Consider the following 18,045-nt stretch of genomic DNA (forward strand, 5'->3'; position numbering starts at 1 on the left):
CTTCGCACAACAGGAACCGAGTAATTGCTTCCTTAAAACAAAAAACCGCCAGGCATTAGTTGTGACTAACCTATTCCATAATAGGGTTGTCCTAGATGCGTGACGGTTTTTCTTTTTATCCAATAATAATCCGGCCCTCCGGATGGCGATACAGCTTCTTCTCTTTACGTGGACGAAGCGCATATGCAATGGTAAGTGGTCCAATACGTCCGATAAACATCGTGAAGGCGATAATCAGTTTTCCCCATACCGTTAATTCATGAGTTACTCCCACCGACAGACCTACTGTCCCAATTGCCGATGCCGCTTCAAACATGAGTGAAAGGAACGGTGCATCCTCTGTCGTAAGTAGTAGCATTACTACAACCATGAATATGATCAAGGAAACCATAATAATCGTCAATGCTCTCATCAGCAACTCCTTTGGAACACGCTGACGGAAAAATACAATATCTTTATTGCCACGAATCATGGCATACACCGCTCCAATCATGATCAGGAACGTTGTCGTCTTGATTCCACCCCCGGTTGATCCCGGAGATGCCCCAATAAACATCAACAGAATGAAGAAGAACTGGGTAGCCTGTCTCATCTGGGTGATATCAATGGTGCTTGTGCCCGATGAACGTGTAGAGACAGATTGGAAGAACGAGGCGTAGATCTTTTCACTCCAACTTAGAGACGCCAGTGTGTGTCCATTGGTGAACTCAAATACAAATAGTACAATTGCACCGATACCAATCAGCGCACCTGACACGGACAATACCAATTTGGACTGCAACGATAAGCGGCGTCGCTTGCGGTACTCAAACAAATCATTCAGCACCACAAAGCCAAGTCCACCTGATACAACCAGCACGGAAGCTGTTAGGTTAAACAACCAGTCCCCTGTATAATACTGAAAACTGTTGCCGAACAGATCGAAACCACCATTATTAAATAATGAAACCGAGTGAAAGGCACCATAGTATACCGCCTGCCAAAAAGGCATCTCCGTTGCCCAGCGTAGTGCCAATATAACAGCAGCCACCCCTTCAATGGTAAACGAAAAAATGAGCACCTTGCGGATAATGCGTACAATGCCTTCCATACTGTCAGCGTTGATAGCCTCTTTCAGCAGCAGCCTGTCCTTAAGCGAGATTCTCTTACCCAATACTAGCGCAAACAACGTTGCGATGGTCATGAAGCCAAGTCCACCTAGCTGCATAAGCACCATAATCACGATTTGACCAAACAGGTTGAAGGTCGTCCCTACATCCACAACGACCAGCCCGGTTACACATGCGGCAGAGGTAGAAGTAAAAAGCGCATCAATAAACGCCAAATGCTCGCCGCTTTGATTGGAGATAGGTAGCATGAGCAGAATCGTACCGATCATGATAATAAGCATAAAACCACCAACCAGAATCAATGGGGGTGATAGGAATTTAGCAATGTGAAGCCTAAACTTCATGGAGGGCACCTCTTTTAACATAATACAAGCAGGTAGGCGAACAAATTCTGTCACCACACTTTGGTAACAATGTTGTTTCGACGAATCCGTCACTTCGATGCCTATGTAAACCTAAAGAGGAACTTGCCACCAGCATCATACTGAACGGCAGGTTCCTCTTCTATTATGAACGAGTTAAACGTTCCTTATTTAATCCTGTGTACGAGGACGCATGTGCGGGAAGAGCAGTACGTCACGAATGGACGGCGAGTTGGTCAACAACATGATCAGACGGTCAATACCGATCCCGAGTCCACCTGTTGGTGGCATACCATATTCGAGCGCACGGATGAAATCATCATCCATTTCGTGTGCTTCGTCGTTCCCGTGTTCTTTCTCCAGCAATTGTGCCTCAAAGCGCTGACGTTGATCAATTGGGTCATTCAGCTCCGTAAAGGCATTTGCATGCTCACGTCCAACGATAAACAACTCGAAGCGGTCCGTGAAACGCGGATCTACATCGCTCTTCTTCGCCAGCGGAGAAATCTCAACCGGATGCCCCATGATAAAGGTTGGTTGAATCAACGTCTCTTCTACAAAATGTTCGAAGAATGCATTCAGAATATGACCAAATGTCATATGCTTTTCAACCGGAACCTTATGTTCTTTCGCCAAACGATGAGCCTCCTCGTTCGTCATGTGCACGGAGAAGTCCACGCCTACAACTTCCTTAACCGCGTCTACCATCGTTACACGGCGCCATTGTGGTGTAAGATCCACTTGATAGTCTGCATATTGGATAACTTGTGTACCAAGCACTTCCTGTGCGATGTGAGCAACAAGATTCTCAGTCAAACGCATGATATCCTGATAATCGGCATATGCCTCATAAAGTTCGATCATCGTGAACTCAGGGTTATGACGTGTCGACATCCCTTCATTACGGTATACACGGCCGATCTCATACACCTTCTCCAGACCGCCTACAATCAGACGTTTCAGGTGAAGCTCGATCGCAATCCGCATGTACAATTCCATATCAAGCGCATTATGATGCGTGATGAATGGACGCGCAGCGGCTCCACCAGCGATGGTGTGCAGCGTCGGCGTTTCCACTTCCAGATAGCCCAGAGAATCCAGGTAACGGCGCATCGACTGAATGATTTTGGAACGAGTAATGAAGGTCTGTTGCACTTCACGATTCATAATCAGGTCAACATAGCGCTGGCGGTAACGCAGCTCTACATCCGCGAGTCCATGATATTTATCCGGAAGTGGGTAAAGTGACTTGGACAATACTTCGAGATTTTGAACTTTAACCGAAGTTTCACCTGTCTTGGTTTTGAAGATTACCCCAGAGACACCTACAATATCGCCGAGATCGAGCAGGCTGAACGCGGCGTATTTGTCTTCCGGCACAGTATCCTGACGAACATAGATCTGGATTCTGCCGCTCAGGTCCTGAATATGTGCAAAGCTCGCTTTACCCATTCCCCGCTTCGCCATAATCCGTCCGGCAATACTGACTTCGATGTGCTTCTCTTCCAGCTCTTCCTTGGTCAGTTCTTCATACTTCTTCAGAATGGAGCCGGCTTCTTCCGTACGTACGTATTTTTGGCCAAAAGGGTCGATCCCCAATTTGCGGAGCTCGTCCAATTTGTCGCGGCGAATTTGTAAAAGCTCACTTAGTTCGGTTTCGGTTTCCTGATTCAAGACTTCATCCGTCATGATCTATATTCATCTCCTTATTTACATTGCAGGCATCTTCAGAGGTATTCTGCCTCAAATGTTGAAAAAAGCTTCCCTAAGGAAGCTTTTGTCTCCGTACCCGACTGCTTCATTGCTTATATTACTTTTTGATGTCTACAATTTTATATTGAATTACGCCAGCAGGCACACTTACATCAACAACCGTACCTTTTTTCTTGCCCAGAATGGCTTTGCCAACAGGGCTTTCGTTCGATATTTTGTTTTGCAGCGGATTGGACTCCGCAGAACCTACAATCGTATATTCGGTGATATCACCGAATTCCAGATCTTCTACAGTGACTGTTGCACCCACGCTTACAGCTTCGGTATCGATCTCGTCGCTGTTGATAATCCGTGCGTTCCGAAGCAATTTCTCCAACGTAATAACGCGGCCTTCAATGAAAGCCTGCTCGTTCTTCGCGTCTTCGTATTCGGAGTTTTCACTGATATCTCCATACCCGATGGCTACCTTAATCCGTTCAGCCACTTCGCGGCGCTTCACTGATTTCAGCATTTCCAGTTCTTCTTCAAGCTTCTTAAGTCCCTCTGGTGTAAGGATAACTTCCTTATCGCTCATCTCAACCGATTCTCCTGTCATGGGAATAATTTGATTGCACGGCAACGGAACCAGTGCTGTTTACAGAGCTCCGCCCGCATACATCTTCAAAACTATATGAAGTTCTCCGGAGAAACAGAACGTTCCTCCTGATGCACTAGCCTTATGACGCACATGGCGAATTTATACTGTGAAATTATAGGGTAACGGTCTCGAAAAGTCAATGTTACGCCCCCTATAGCTGTAAACGTTTTACAGCAGTAGATCAGGATGCATTTTCGGCTACTGCTGGTTCTGACTCCAGATTGCCTTCCATATGCAGCTGGCCTACAAAGTTCTCCAGAATGTGCACCATCTCATCACGTTTGGTTTCTTCCATAATAACGTCCTTGATGCGGGCAGATCCTTTCAGACCTTTCAGATACCAAGCCAGGTGTTTACGCATCTCGCGAACAGCAACAGCCTCACCCTTCAGTGCAATCAGACGATCCATATGCAAAATGGCAACCCGAATCTTCTCTTCCCCATTCGGGTCAGGAAGCAGTTCGCCGGAACTCAAGTATTGAATGGTCCGATACAACATCCATGGGTTACCCAGGGCGGCACGACCGATCATAACTCCGTCACAACCCGTTTCATCCAACATGCGACGGGCATCTTCCGGTGAAGATACATCTCCGTTCCCGATAACCGGGATGGAGACAGCCTCTTTGACATTTTTGATGTGTGACCAGTCCGCTGTACCTGTGTAGAGCTGCTCACGTGTACGGCCGTGTACACTTACCGCTTGTCCACCAGCGCGTTCAACCGCAAGTGCATTCTCAACCACGTAGATATGCTCGTTATCCCAGCCGATCCGCATCTTGACTGTAACTGGCTTATCTACCGCGTCCACAACAGCGGATACCATTTCATAAATTTTGTTCGGATCAAGCAACCAGCGTGCACCTGCATCACAGCTCGTCACTTTGGGCACAGGGCATCCCATGTTGATGTCGATGATGTCAGCATTGGTTTCTTTGTCCACAATTTTGGCTGCTTCTACGAGGGCTTGACGATCCCCCCCCCAAATTTGCAGGCTCAGCGGTTTCTCACGCTCATCTACAAACAACATCTCACGTGTACGCTTGTTACCATGCACGATGGCTTTGCCACTCACCATCTCCGCACATACGAGGCCTGTTCCGAATTCTTTTGCGATCAGACGGAAAGCCGGATTACACACGCCAGCCATCGGCGCAAGTACAACCTGGTTTTTCATTTCAATGTCACCAATTTTAAGCATGGTAGTCGTTCCACTCCTTTTTAAACCGACTCTTGCATGAATCCTGGTTGTGTTTTAGTTTGTATAAGATCAACGAATAATGACGATGTTTTCTTTTTAGTAAAAAGCGGTCTTAGTTCCCCTGTAATTCCTCAATGCTGATCGACAATACCCCAGCAATTAGATTCAGCTCCCGTTCAACTACTTTGCGGTTGCCTCGTTCAATCATACCGAGAATGGCCAGCGATATGCCCGTCTCAGCAGCGAGTTCCTGTTGTGTTAAACCTTTCAGCTTCCGGAAAGCCCGGATTCGATTGGCCAATTGCACGTTTTCCAAAGCTGTATTCCATCCTTTCCATCCAGTACAGACAACGATGATTGTACAAAGGTATACAAACCTGAATGCTCATCTTCGGTTACGATATCAGCCAGTGGCACCAATACAAACGCCCGTTCACCCATCCGTGGATGCGGCAATTGCAGCCGTTCGGTATCACTCGTCTCTCCATCCATCCAAAGCAGATCCAAATCGACTGTACGAGGGCCCCAACGGATATCACGAACCCGCCCAAGCCGTGTTTCAATATCCAGCAGTTCCGTGAGCAGCTGCTCTGGCAAAAGTGTAGTCTGTACCGCAGTTGCCATATTCAGAAACGCTGGCTGGTCCACATAACCTACCGGCTCCGTCTCATACAGCGCAGAACAGCGCAGGACGGATATATGAGGATGTGCATCCAGCAACGTTAACGCCTCAAGCAGCGTCTGTTCCCGGTCACCCAAATTAGCCCCTAAAGCAATATAAGCCTCTGAAGATTCAGAGGTCGAATGTGCAATCATGATCGGTTCTCACTTTCTTGTGCGGCGAAGCTCTACAGTTACGCCCCCAAAATGAATATCGAAAGGCGGATGCGGCTTCGTCACCTTGACTGTCAATGCATTGATAATAGTATAAGTGTCTAGTAAAGAAGATGCAATATGTTCGCCCAAAGCTTCAATTAACTGGAATGATTTATTTTCAACGATCTGTTTTACCAGCTCATGGATCTCCGCATAATTGATGGTTTTGGTCAAATCATCGTTACGCCCAGCCTCGCCCAGATCCATATCGATCTCCAGATCAATATAATAACGCGCCCCCAGCTTCCGTTCCTCGGCAAATACGCCGTGATATCCGTAATACTCCATTCGATGCATTACCATTCTATCCATAAGTTCGCCTGCCCTCTATATATAATGAATTCATGGTTCGATGTTTGTTCCTATTGCAAAACGCTGCGCTTCTACTGGACGGGTCACCGAACCCGCCAGGATCATTTCCTCCGCAAGCCTGGAGATGCATACAGCATGGCATCACTCATGTCCACCGTGCGCCGAATCGGTTTCACATCATGGACACGGACCATCTGGCATCCTTGGGCTATGCCAAAGGCAACCGTAGCCGCTGTACCCTCCAGCGCATCATCCGCCTGTACCTGTAAGGTGTTCTGGATAAACCTTTTACGCGAGGTGGCAAGCAGAACGGGATACCCCATCTCATTGAGCAGCCCGAGCGATGACATGAGCACCAGATTTTCGTTCAGATCTTTCACAAAGCCAATGCCCGGGTCCAGAATAATCTGATCGGGTTGTACTCCGGCCTCTAGCGCAATCTGTATACTCTCCTGAAGATCACTGACTACATCAACCAAATATTTGGTATAGTCTCGTTCTTGCCGGTTGTGCATTAGGATCAAAGGGCATCCAAGTTCTGCCGCAGTACGAGCCATCTCCGGGTCAGCCTTGGCACCCCACACATCATTGATGATGTGTGCTCCAGCCTGAATGGCCTGGCGAGCGACATCCGCTTTATAGGTGTCCACCGATATCGGAAAATGTGGAGCCTGCCGCCGCAGTGCTTCAATGACCGGAATGATCCGGCTGAGCTCTTCATCAGCGCCAACGATATCTGAACCCGGACGTGTGGATTCCCCGCCAATATCAATGAGATCCGCGCCGTCTTCCATCATCTGAATGGCGTGAGCCACCGCTCGCTCCACACTGGTATAATGTCCCCCATCCGAGAAGGAGTCCGGCGTGACATTCAGAATGCCCATAATAAGTGTACGTGTGCCCAGTTTTAGCGCTGCTGGCCCCCACGCATAATTCCGTTCATAAATGACTGGTGTAAGTGTCATGAAGTATACCCCGCTTTCTGCCGGTACATACCCAGTAGCGCTTCTGTAACCGGGCCTATATGTCCGCTGCTGATTACCGTTTCCATTCCATCCTGATCCCTCAACGCAGTAACTGGAACAAGTTCAGCAACAGAGCCTGTCAAAAAGATCTCATCTGCCTGTAATAGCTCCTCCCAAGGAAACAAACCTTCCTTGCAAGGCATTCCTTGCTGAGCTGCAAGCTCCAGTACAACGGCTCTGGTGATTCCCGGCAAAATGCCAGTCGCAAGTGCTGGCGTATAGAGTACGCCCTGTCTCACCCAGAACACATTGCTGACAATCCCCTCAGCTATGTAGCCATCTCGGGTTAATTGCAGACCTTCCGCTCCTTGCACATGCTGCCCGTATCCGTTCAGTTCCCGTTTCGCCAGAATGCTATTCATGTAATGCAGCGATTTGAACCGAACTTCTCCTTCAGGCGTGTTACGGGGCGTCGACAGACGTTGAAGCATTTTACCATTTTCATATAGAGATGGAGAGGGTTCAGGTAGTGCTTTTGCCAATACGATATGATTGGGTTTCACATAATCCCCCGAAGGTAGCCCCAGCGGGGCTTCGCCCGCAGATACCGTATAGCGCACATAGGCATCCTGGAGTTCATTAGCAAGCAACAGGTTTTTGATCCATTCCGTCACCTCCGCTGCTGTTGCTGTGAAAGGAATGCCCAGTTCACGGCAGCCTGAAGCCATCCGCTCCAAATGACTTTCCAGCAGAAAAGGAACTCCCTGATACGTCCGGAACGTCTCGAACAATCCGAGTCCGTACAAAAAGCCGTGATCCGTCACCGGAACCACGGCTGCCGCCATATTGACCAATTCTCCGTTTATCGCGGCATATTTCATCTCTATACCTTTACCTGCTGAGACAGGAAGTTACGCAGCATTTGATGACCGTGATCCGTAATGATGGATTCGGGATGGAACTGAACACCTTCAATCGCATATTCCTTGTGACGCAAGCCCATAATCTCGCCTTCCGCCGTCTCGGCAGTAATCTCCAGACAATCTGGCAGACTGCTGCGTTCTACGATCAGGGAGTGATATCGCGTTGCCGTGAAGGGCGATGGTAATCCGGTAAATACGGATGTTCCGTTATGATGCATCTCCGATGTTTTGCCATGCATCATGCGGTCGGCACGAATAACATTGCCTCCGAAAGCCTGTCCAATCGCCTGATGTCCCAGACATACGCCGAAGATCGGAATACTGCCCTTGAAGTGATCAATGACCGCCAGACTAATGCCAGCCTCATTCGGAGTACAAGGACCCGGTGAGATCAAAATATGATCAGGTGCCAATGCCTCGATGCCTGCCAGATCAATCTCATCATTACGGCGAACTTCTACCGTCTCCCCCAGTTCACCCAGATATTGAACCAGGTTGTACGTGAAGGAATCATAATTGTCGATAACCAGTATCATGTCTTTGTTCCTCCTGCTCTTCCGTCCACACAGAGGACGGCTGCTTGATTATTTTAATTTAACAGCTTCAGCTTCCTCGCTGTAACTCACAGCCCTCATCATGGCTCTTGCCTTGTTGCGGCACTCCTTATATTCCCGATATGGATCTGAGTCGATAACGATGCCCGCTCCTGCCTGTACATATCCCACTCCATCTTTAATGGAAAGTGTACGAATGACGATATTCAACTCCATATTGCCACTGTAGTCCATCCACCCAATCGAACCTGTATACGGTCCGCGACGCACAGGCTCCAGTTCTTCAATGATTTCCATGGTGCGAACTTTGGGAGCACCCGTAATCGTTCCACCTGGGAACGTCGCTGCGATCACATCAAATACGGATAGTCCGTCTGCCAGCGTTCCCTCGACTTGAGAAACCAGATGCATGACATGCGAATACTTCTCGATCGTCATTAGTTCAGGCACGTGGACCGAGCCATAAGCTGCAATTCGTCCGATATCATTCCGCTCCAGATCGACCAGCATAATATGTTCTGCCCGTTCCTTCTCACTGTTCAGCATCTCAGCGGCCATCAACTCATCCTCAGCTTCATCCCGCCCTCTTCTCCGTGTGCCTGCGATTGGACGAGCGCTCACCTTGCCATGATCCACTTTGACGAGCAACTCAGGTGAACCGCTCACCAGTTGAAATTCCGGACTACGCAGCATTCCCATGTAGGGAGAGGGGTTCACGAGACGGAGCCATTCATAGATGTGCTCTGCACTGGACTTCAGACGTTTCTCCTGTCGCAGGGACAGGTTCACTTGAAAAACATCCCCCTGCCGGATATATTCTTGCACCGTGCGTACTGCCTGCTCAAAGTCCTGTTGGGGAAAGGAGGTATGCCACCCTTCCGTTTCCCGCTCCGAATCCAATGATTGCGCAGTGAGATGAATGTGGTTATGGCGATGCTCCAATGCCTGCTGCTGCTCTTCCGCCTGGGCAAATCCCAGAATATGCAGCCAGCGCTGCTGCATGGCTGCTGCTCGCTCTTCTGCTTCTGCGAACAACCTGCGAAGCTGAGCTTCATCCTGATCCGGCTGTACAGCCAGATGAACCATGCAGAACAGCGCCTGCTGTTCATGGTCATACGCCCATATTTCTTCAAAACGCATCCACCAATAATCCGGAAGAGCCGGATTGTCTTCTGCCAAAGTTGGCAGCTTTTCCAGGGATCTGGCTATGTCATAGCTTAGATACCCTGCACAACCACCACCAAAGTCTGGAGCCCCGCTCACCTTTGGTGCACTGTATGGCGCAGCCCACCTTTTTAATACTTCAAGCGGTTTCCCACAGTCAGTCCGGGTACCGCCTTGAATAAGATCATGAATAACAGCTTCATTGCCCTTGCCGGAAATAACGGATACCGGGTTTAATCCCAGAAAGGTATACCTTCCGCCTTTACCATTCTCCAACACCATTGCATAGGGTGACGCCTGCTGCCAGGCTGCTTCCCACGTTAACGGTAAACCGCCATGATACGGTCCCTTATCCGACTTGATCATATACGGCATCATGGTCCAACCTTTTCCGGCCCACTCTGTCCAGTCGGCGTATGTTGTCATCAGGTGTGTCATTGCGGTTTGCCGCCCTCCATCTGTCGCTAGTTCTATTGTCTGATAGTATACTAAAGCGCCGCTGCTTTTAAAAGCATTCAGCAAAAAATCCTCCACACCCGGCATGCGGGCAAGGAGGATTTGTTTCATCAATTGTTAAGCTTAAGCTTCGAAGTTGTAAAGTGGCGTACTGAGGTAACGTTCGCCGTTACTTGGCACGATAACTACAACGCGTTTGCCTGCGCCCAACTGTTTAGCTACTTGCAGACCTGCGCGGATGGCTGCACCGGAAGAAATACCGGATAGAATACCTTCTTCCTTCGCTACCTGACGAGCCGTCTCGAACGCATCATCATTCTCGATGTGAATGATCTCGTCATAGATTTCCTGATCAAGAATCTCAGGAATAAAGTTAGCACCGATCCCTTGAATTTTGTGAGGACCCGGTTTGCCACCTGCCAAGATTGGCGAAGCTGCTGGTTCAACGGCAACGATTTTAATCCCAGGGTAGGTTTCCTTCAATACTTCACCTGTACCTGTAATCGTTCCGCCTGTACCGATTCCTGCAACGAAAGCATCCAACGTACCGCCTACGGATTGAATGGCTTCAACAATCTCAGGGCCAGTCGTTTCACGGTGGATCTTCACGTTGGCTTTATTTTTAAATTGCTCAGCCATGAAATAAGATGGATTTTCCTTAAGCAATTCCTCAGCTTTTTTAACTGCACCATTCATACCTTCGGCTCCCGGTGTGAGCACAAGCTCAGCTCCATAGGCGCGAAGCAGGTTACGACGCTCCATGCTCATCGTTTCCGGCATAACAATAACAGACTTATAGCCTTTGGCTGCAGCCACCATAGCCAGTCCAATTCCTGTGTTACCACTTGTTGCTTCGATGATGGTATCACCCAGTTTCAGCTTGCCTTCTTTTTCCGCTTCTTCCACGATGCTAATCGCGATACGGTCTTTGACGCTTGAACCTGGATTCTGGTATTCAAGTTTCACGAATACTTCAGCACTGCCTTCAGGTACGATACGGTTCAGACGAACAAGCGGAGTACCTCCGATAAGTTCTGTTACGTTATTAACTACTTTAGCCATATGAATGCCCTCCTTAGTGGGATGAATACTACTTAAGTCCTGTTGCCATATACATGTGTGGCCGAGCAGCCTCTAGATGTTATAGAAGAACTACGGAAATCCGTCTGAGTTCATTCCGTCTGCAATAAACCGGACAGAACCTGGGTTTCCGAAGATTTCTTTGTTCATATAAATGGTTTTATTCCGAGTAAATGAGTAGGTTTTTGATTATTTTTATCTTATCAACGTTACAACCTATTGTCAATATGAGTACTCAAAAAAATACTCCGCCCTGGGCCCTAAGGCTGTAGACAGAGTATTTTTATCAAGATGCAGCAGGACATTCGTTTGCAGGATAATCAGGATGCCGGAATTTCAGTGATGATGACAGCTTCATACTTGTTGCGAAGCCTTTCCTCCACCTGGGGCAGGGGATCAGCCTGGCTGAGAGCCAGCTGCATCCAAATCTCTTCGCGAACCTCTTCTGCGGGTTGCACCTGAGGCTCTTGTTTGTCGTTCATTTTAATGATGGCGTAGCCTTCTTCCACCTTCACCGGCCCTGCAATATCGCCAACGTCCAGTTGAGCTGCAAGTTTGAGGATTTCTTCGGACTGAAACGGATCGTTTTGCTCGATCCATCCCAGACGACCGCCCGAATCACGGGAGTAACTGTCCGTCGATTCATTACGTGCGGTTTCTTCAAAGTCTGCTCCCTTGTCGAGCGCATCCAGAATTGTTTCGGCCCGTTCCTCTTCCTTCAATACAATGATAGACAGATCATATTTCTCTGGGGAAACATAGTCTTCATGGTGTTCGTTCCAGTAATGCTCGATATCTGCATCCTTGATCTGTATACCGCTCGTCGCGATTTTCTCAAGTAAAAGTCGGTATCCTGCCTCCAACTCGAGGTCTTGCCTGGATAAACCCAGTTGGGACTGCATCTCGTCAAAATACGCCTTCTCCGAATCATATCCATCCATGGCCGCGGCAAGTTCCTTCGCAATTTCTTTGGGAGTCACCGTCAGATTACGATCGAGCGCTTCCGCATATACGGCTTTTCGATTGAGCATCTGGAGCAGCAGTTCACTGCCATAGCGCCGTTTCAACGCATCGGTCCATTCCTTGTTGGTGATGACCTCCCCATTGATCGTTGCTACCGCACTTCCCTCTTCCTGATTGGCATCCTGAGGCGAATCTGCTCCTTCACGTCCATTCCGTAAGCCTTGCACAACCATAACCGAACCCATCACCAGCATTCCAAGCGTCAAGACAATTACAGCCGTCCATAACCCTTTTTCCTGTCTTGTCATTCCGCGTCCCGTCCCCGCATAAAATCAGTTCTTGGCTTGCTCTAGGATGGTCTCAAGTTGTTCCTTGTTGAAATCGTAAGCCTCATTGCAAAATTGGCAGACCACTTCAGCCTGGCCTTCTTCCTCAATCAATTGTTCCATTTCGGATTGACCCAGACTGATCAACGTTTTCTCTACCCGCTCACGTGAACACTCACAGTGGAAATGAATATCCATTTCGTCCATGACCTGTACATCAGGCAGTACGCGACGAAGCAGTGCTTCCAGTTCAAGCCCCTCAGCCAGCAGAGACGTCACTGGCGGCATTGTACCAATGGCGTTTTCAATCACCGTAATCTCATCATCCGTCAAACCTGGAAGCAACTGTACAATGAATCCACCGGCTACAATAACCGAATTGTCGGTATCCACCAGTACACCAACTCCTACAGCAGAAGGCGTCTGCTCCGATTTGGCAAAATAGTACGTAAAGTCTTCGCCAAGTTCTCCCGAAATAATCGGTACACTGCCGCGATAAGGCTCTTTCAGCCCCAGATCCTTGGTTACGTTCACGAATCCTTCTGTTCCGACTGCGCCAGCAACGTCCAGTTTGCCCATACTGTTGGCCGGCAGATGTACATGCGGATTGCTTACATAGCCACGAACTTCACCCTTTGCATTAGCATCAGCAACAACTTGTCCAATGGGACCGTCGCCTTTGACTTGAATAGTCAGCTTTTCTTCTCCCTTAAGCATAGCACCCATAATGGATGCTGCTGTAACCGTACGCCCCATAGCTGCTGTAGCCGTGGGAAACGTATCATGTCTTCTGCGCAGTTCCTCAACCAGTTCCGTCGTCTGGACAGCAAAGGCCCTAACCCGTCCGTTCATTGCTGTACCGCGAATTAACCGGTCTTGTTTGTTGTTGTTTTCCAAGTCATTCAGCCTCCTTTGGCGTAATCGCCAGTTATAGAAAAAACGGCATAACATATAAGACTGTAATCTCAGCCCGCTGTTTGCCGTCTCTGTTCTTACCTTTCCCGGTTCCGCTCATAAACGATACGCAGCCCTTCAAGCGTAAGCAGCGGATCCACTTCATCGATGCTGCGTGTTTCTTCTGCAATCAGCTTGGCAAGGCCTCCGGTTGCAATCACTCTAGGCTTGGCTCCCATTTCCTCGCGAATACGCTCCACGATGCCGTCCACCTGCCCTGCATAACCATAAATAATGCCGGACTGCATCGCATGAATGGTGTTGCGACCAATGACTTTCTTGGGCTTCTCCAATTCAATGCGAGGTAGCTTGGACGCCCGTTCATAGAGCGCTTCGGTTGCAATATGGATGCCGGGTACAATAGCACCACCCAGATAATTTCCTTTCTCGTCAATACAGTCGAATGTGGTCGCTGTACCGAAATCGACCACAACCAGAGGGCCGCCATACTTCTCAACGGCTGCTACTGCATTAACAATGCGATCCGCGCCAACTTCACGAGGATTCTCATACCGCAGGTTCAGACCGGTTCGGATACCAGGCCCAACGAGTAGCGGTTTTTTGCCTACGTATTTCTCACACATGGCTTCAATCACATTCACCAGCGGCGGAACCACAGATGAGATGATCACACCTTCAATGTCGCGTGTTGAAATACCCGACATATGAAATAAATTATAAATCAATACGCCGTATTCATCCACTGTCGACTGCCGGGATGTACTCAGGCGAAAATGGTGGAGCAACTCCCGGCCTTGATACACGCCGAGTACGATATTGCTGTTGCCCACGTCTACCACAAGAATCAAAGAGGTTCACCCCTCTTTCTTTTCGTTTAAATCCAGGCTGATATCCAAGCTCTCAAAAGAGTAGGTTAACCTGCCAACTGAAATTACATCCACTCCGCTCTCTGCAATACCACGAATGGTATTTAGCGAGACGTTGCCCGATGCCTCAACTTTCACATGCGGAGCCTGCTCACGAATAAGAGCGACGGCCTCACGCATCCGATCTGGGTGCATGTTATCCAGCATAATGATATCTGACCCAGCCTGCAAGGCTTCTCTGACCTGTTCCATGTTTTCGGTCTCTACTTCAATGGTCATTGTATGCGGAATGACGGCTCGAGCACGCTGTACCGCTTCAGTGATCCCGCCTGCCCCCTTGATATGGTTATCCTTAATCATGACGGCATCATAGAGGCCGAACCGATGATTTGCTCCGCCACCAACCCGCACTGCATATTTTTCAAGCAAGCGGTGTCCCGGTGTTGTTTTACGAGTATCGACCAGTCGTGTAGAAAGGCCATCCAACGCATCAACATAAGTACGTGTACGGGTAGCGATACCAGACATGCGCTGAAGCAGGTTAAGAGCCAGACGCTCTCCTGTCAGCAAGCTATGTGTGCTTCCTTCTACCTCAGCCAGAATCGTACCATGTGTAACTACATCACCGTCTTTTACCATTGGTGTGAACGCAAGACCCGGATCCACTACCTGAAACACGAGTTCTGCTACCGTAATTCCTGCAATGATTCCATTGTCTTTGGCATGTATAACGGCCTTGGACTGACTGCCGGCGGGAATCGTCACATTTGTTGTGACATCCCCTGCACCGACATCCTCGCGAAGCCAGTTTTTGATTGATTCGATGAGTCCTTCATTATATCCGTTCAGTATCATGACATCAATTCCTCCACAATCGCTTGTTCTCGCTGCTGCAGACTATGCTTCTGCCATACGGCATCGTCACGCTGCGGGAAATCCTCACGGTAGTGGGCTCCCCGACTTTCCTCGCGGTGTAATGCTCCAGTGGTAACCAACCAGGCACAGGTCAAAAGGTTGGCATATTCCATCTCTTCTTTGTGAATAAACTTCTGATCAAAAAATTGCAGTTCTTGTTGCAGTTTCTCTATTGCTCCTTGCAGGTTAGCGCCATTCCGGCGCAGCCCCACTTGACGAACCATCATTTTTTGCAGACGCAAGCGTCTTTCGGACACTGGTTTCTGATCTTCCTTTATGATCCTGCGAATACTTGTTAATGTGGGAACCCTTGTCTGTAGTGGAGCAAGCGGAGGAAGGGATTGAATACGATCCACGATTCTCCGGCCAAATACGATCGCTTCAGACAGAGAGTTGCTCGCCAGGCGATTGGCTCCATGCACTCCAGTAGAAGATACCTCACCGCAGGCAAATAACCGGCCAATGCTGCTCTCCCCACTGAGATCCGTCTTCACTCCGCCCATCATGTAATGTGCAGCAGGAGCGACCGGAATCCAGTCTGTGGTCATATCCAGTCCGTATCGCATACAGGTCTCAAAGATGGTAGGAAACCGATGTTTAATCATCTCCGGTGGTTCATGAGTGATATCCAAATATACAAAGGTACTGTTTGTCGACTCCATCTCACTGACAATTGCCCGGGCGACGATATCACGTGGTGCCAGTTCAAGCTGTGCATGATACCGTTCCATGAAGCGCTCGCCTTTCACATTGCGCAAATAGGCTCCTTCGCCACGTACAGCCTCAGACACCAGGAAACGTGGTGCTCCCGGATAACAAAGGGAGGTCGGGTGAAATTGGATAAACTCCATGTCCCGGACAACCGCTCCGGCACGATAGGCCATCGCCACGCCATCTGCTGTAGCCACTTCCGGGTTAGTGGTGTATCGATACAACTGTCCAGCCCCGCCAGAGCATAGTACGGTTGCCTCTGCCTTCACAAATACTTGCGAACCATCAGCCTTCTGAACCAACGCACCTACACATTCTCCCTGCTCTGTAATCAGGTCAATGACAAAATGCTCATCCCACACTTCAATTCCCGGATGTTCATTCGTCTGTGCAGCTAGTGCACGCACAATCTCATATCCCGTTGCATCCCCATTGGCATGCAAAATACGGCGGTGGCTGTGCGCACCTTCCTGCGTCAACGCCAACTCGCCGTTCTCCAGATCAAACAAAGTACCCAGTCGAATCAGTTCTTTCACTCCGTCCGGGCCCTCGTTCACCAATGCTTCTACTGCTTCGGAGCGGCATAGTCCCGCTCCTGCAACAAGTGTATCCTGCAAATGGTAGGCAGGTGAATCATCCTCAGCAATAACCGCAGCAATCCCCCCCTGCGCATACCGGGTGTTACTTTCCAGTAACGACTTCTTCGTGATCATCAACACACTGCATTGTTCACTAGCCTTGATCGCAGTAAACAAACCGGCAATGCCCGAACCAATAACCAGCACATCCGTCTCCACCATCGGCAGCGCGGACAGATCAAAATCCACTAAATATTGCGGTATCATGTTATTTCACCTGTCTTGGAGCAAGAGTAGCGCATGCTACTTCACCAGTAACATGCGCTCTAGTGATTCTCTGGCTTTGTCGGCAACCGCTGGCGGTACATAAATTTGCGGCTTCATCGTTTCCAGACATTTAACCAGCTTTTTCAAGTTGTTGACCTTCATGTTCGGACATACGAGGAACTTGGTAGCAAAGTGGAATTGTTTATCCGGGCTATCGAGACGCAGTTGGTATCCTGTACCATCCTCGGTACCTACGATAAATTCTTTAGCGGACGAATTCTTACAATATTCCAGAATGGCGGTTGTGCTACCTACGAAATCACCCATCTCTACAACCTCAGGACGACATTCTGGGTGAACAACGAACTCGGCATTTGGATGCTTCGCTCTCATCTCAACCACGTCTTTGACCGTCAGCATATCATGGGTATTGCAGTAACCTTCCCAGATAATCATTTTCTTGTCTGTATGTTGTTGCACATAATGTCCCAGATTTTTATCCGGTACCCAGATGATTTCATCGGAATCAACAGATTGAATGACTCTGACAGCATTGGCCGATGTACAACAGATGTCGGTCTCTGCCTTGATCTCAGCTGAAGAATTGATGTACGTTACAACTTTGGCATTCGGGTGCTGTGCTTTCAATTTACGTAAGCCTTCAACGTTCACCATGTCTGCCATTGGGCAGCCTGCACGCTCGTCGGGGATGATAACCGTTTTGTTAGGGGCAAGAATTTTAGCGCTTTCACCCATAAAATGAACCCCACAGAAAACGATAACATCCGCATCGGTTTGTGCTGCCTTCTGAGCTAGCAGAAAAGAATCTCCCCGGAAGTCAGCGACCTCCTGCACCTCGTCACGTTGATAATAATGGGCAAGAATAATGGCATTACGTTCCTTCTTCAACTCCATCAGCCGCTCGCGCAGCTCCCGGTTCATCTCAGCCTTGCGCTCTAAAGCCAGAGCTTCCACCTGTGATCCTCTCCTTTATCGGGACAGCCTCATACGCTGTTTCATATGGCAAATCCAAGTCGTTATTTTCGCTTGAGAAACGAATCACAAGCGGTTTAACACCTAATGTACACAACGTTCACGACTCTGTCAATAAATGAAAACGCCCCAGAACAAGGACATAACCACCCATTTCCT

At 48.8% G+C, this 18,045-nt stretch carries 18 protein-coding genes; all 18 read right to left on the bottom strand.

The annotated features are described in order from the left end of the window. Positions 1-115: 115 nt before the first annotated feature. Positions 116-1,453, bottom strand: coding sequence for a TrkH family potassium uptake protein (locus ACDJ58_RS26740; protein ID WP_413373818.1), 1,338 nt, complete (start codon positions 1,451-1,453; stop codon positions 116-118). Positions 1,454-1,642: 189 nt separating this feature from the next. Further along, positions 1,643-3,160: a lysine--tRNA ligase gene (gene lysS, locus ACDJ58_RS26745; RefSeq protein ID WP_413373819.1), complete on the bottom strand. Its 1,518-nt coding sequence runs from the start codon at positions 3,158-3,160 to the stop codon at positions 1,643-1,645. A gap of 121 nt (positions 3,161-3,281) precedes the next feature. Continuing rightward, positions 3,282-3,758 (bottom strand): transcription elongation factor GreA, encoded by a 477-nt coding sequence (gene greA / locus ACDJ58_RS26750; protein ID WP_053778901.1) that lies wholly within the window; start codon positions 3,756-3,758, stop codon positions 3,282-3,284. A 244-nt stretch (positions 3,759-4,002) separates the two neighbouring features. Then, complete coding sequence (gene dusB, locus ACDJ58_RS26755; protein WP_063568396.1) at positions 4,003-5,022, bottom strand: tRNA dihydrouridine synthase DusB; 1,020 nt, start codon at positions 5,020-5,022, stop codon at positions 4,003-4,005. A 112-nt stretch (positions 5,023-5,134) separates the two neighbouring features. Beyond that, positions 5,135-5,338 (bottom strand): helix-turn-helix domain-containing protein, encoded by a 204-nt coding sequence (locus ACDJ58_RS26760; protein WP_063568397.1) that lies wholly within the window; start codon positions 5,336-5,338, stop codon positions 5,135-5,137. After that, positions 5,290-5,838, bottom strand: coding sequence for a 2-amino-4-hydroxy-6-hydroxymethyldihydropteridine diphosphokinase (gene folK / locus ACDJ58_RS26765; protein WP_024633743.1), 549 nt, complete (start codon positions 5,836-5,838; stop codon positions 5,290-5,292). Before folK ends, ACDJ58_RS26760 begins: the two co-directional genes overlap by 49 nt. A 9-nt stretch (positions 5,839-5,847) precedes the next feature. Then, positions 5,848-6,210, bottom strand: coding sequence for a dihydroneopterin aldolase (folB, locus tag ACDJ58_RS26770; protein ID WP_053778905.1), 363 nt, complete (start codon positions 6,208-6,210; stop codon positions 5,848-5,850). A gap of 101 nt (positions 6,211-6,311) precedes the next feature. Continuing rightward, on the bottom strand, positions 6,312-7,175 hold the full coding sequence (folP, locus tag ACDJ58_RS26775; RefSeq protein ID WP_413373820.1) for a dihydropteroate synthase: 864 nt from the start codon (positions 7,173-7,175) through the stop codon (positions 6,312-6,314). Beyond that, positions 7,172-8,056 (bottom strand): aminotransferase class IV, encoded by an 885-nt coding sequence (locus tag ACDJ58_RS26780; RefSeq protein ID WP_413373821.1) that lies wholly within the window; start codon positions 8,054-8,056, stop codon positions 7,172-7,174. The genes folP and ACDJ58_RS26780 overlap by 4 nt, the downstream gene beginning before the upstream one ends. A gap of 2 nt (positions 8,057-8,058) precedes the next feature. Next, positions 8,059-8,634: an aminodeoxychorismate/anthranilate synthase component II gene (gene pabA, locus ACDJ58_RS26785; RefSeq protein WP_079347471.1), complete on the bottom strand. Its 576-nt coding sequence runs from the start codon at positions 8,632-8,634 to the stop codon at positions 8,059-8,061. A 48-nt stretch (positions 8,635-8,682) separates the two neighbouring features. Beyond that, positions 8,683-10,254 (bottom strand): anthranilate synthase component I family protein, encoded by a 1,572-nt coding sequence (locus ACDJ58_RS26790; RefSeq protein WP_413379843.1) that lies wholly within the window; start codon positions 10,252-10,254, stop codon positions 8,683-8,685. Between the two features lie 141 nt (positions 10,255-10,395). Further along, positions 10,396-11,334 (bottom strand): cysteine synthase A, encoded by a 939-nt coding sequence (gene cysK / locus ACDJ58_RS26795; RefSeq protein ID WP_413373822.1) that lies wholly within the window; start codon positions 11,332-11,334, stop codon positions 10,396-10,398. A gap of 338 nt (positions 11,335-11,672) precedes the next feature. Further along, positions 11,673-12,623, bottom strand: a complete 951-nt coding sequence (locus tag ACDJ58_RS26800) for a peptidyl-prolyl cis-trans isomerase (protein WP_413373823.1) — start codon at positions 12,621-12,623, stop codon at positions 11,673-11,675. A gap of 24 nt (positions 12,624-12,647) precedes the next feature. Beyond that, complete coding sequence (hslO, locus tag ACDJ58_RS26805) at positions 12,648-13,538, bottom strand: Hsp33 family molecular chaperone HslO (protein WP_413373825.1); 891 nt, start codon at positions 13,536-13,538, stop codon at positions 12,648-12,650. Positions 13,539-13,633: 95 nt separating this feature from the next. Further along, complete coding sequence (locus ACDJ58_RS26810; RefSeq protein WP_413373826.1) at positions 13,634-14,404, bottom strand: type III pantothenate kinase; 771 nt, start codon at positions 14,402-14,404, stop codon at positions 13,634-13,636. Between the two features lie 6 nt (positions 14,405-14,410). Further along, entirely contained in the window at positions 14,411-15,277 is an 867-nt protein-coding gene (nadC, locus tag ACDJ58_RS26815; protein WP_413373828.1) for a carboxylating nicotinate-nucleotide diphosphorylase, read from the bottom strand. Further along, entirely contained in the window at positions 15,274-16,893 is a 1,620-nt protein-coding gene (nadB, locus tag ACDJ58_RS26820) for an L-aspartate oxidase (RefSeq protein ID WP_413373829.1), read from the bottom strand. Before nadB ends, nadC begins: the two co-directional genes overlap by 4 nt. Positions 16,894-16,929: 36 nt before the next feature. Next, positions 16,930-17,868, bottom strand: a complete 939-nt coding sequence (nadA, locus tag ACDJ58_RS26825; RefSeq protein WP_024633731.1) for a quinolinate synthase NadA — start codon at positions 17,866-17,868, stop codon at positions 16,930-16,932. Positions 17,869-18,045: the final 177 nt, after the last annotated feature.

This window comes from Paenibacillus taichungensis, from assembly GCF_047302525.1.
Classification (GTDB): Bacteria; Bacillota; Bacilli; order Paenibacillales; family Paenibacillaceae; genus Paenibacillus; species Paenibacillus taichungensis_B.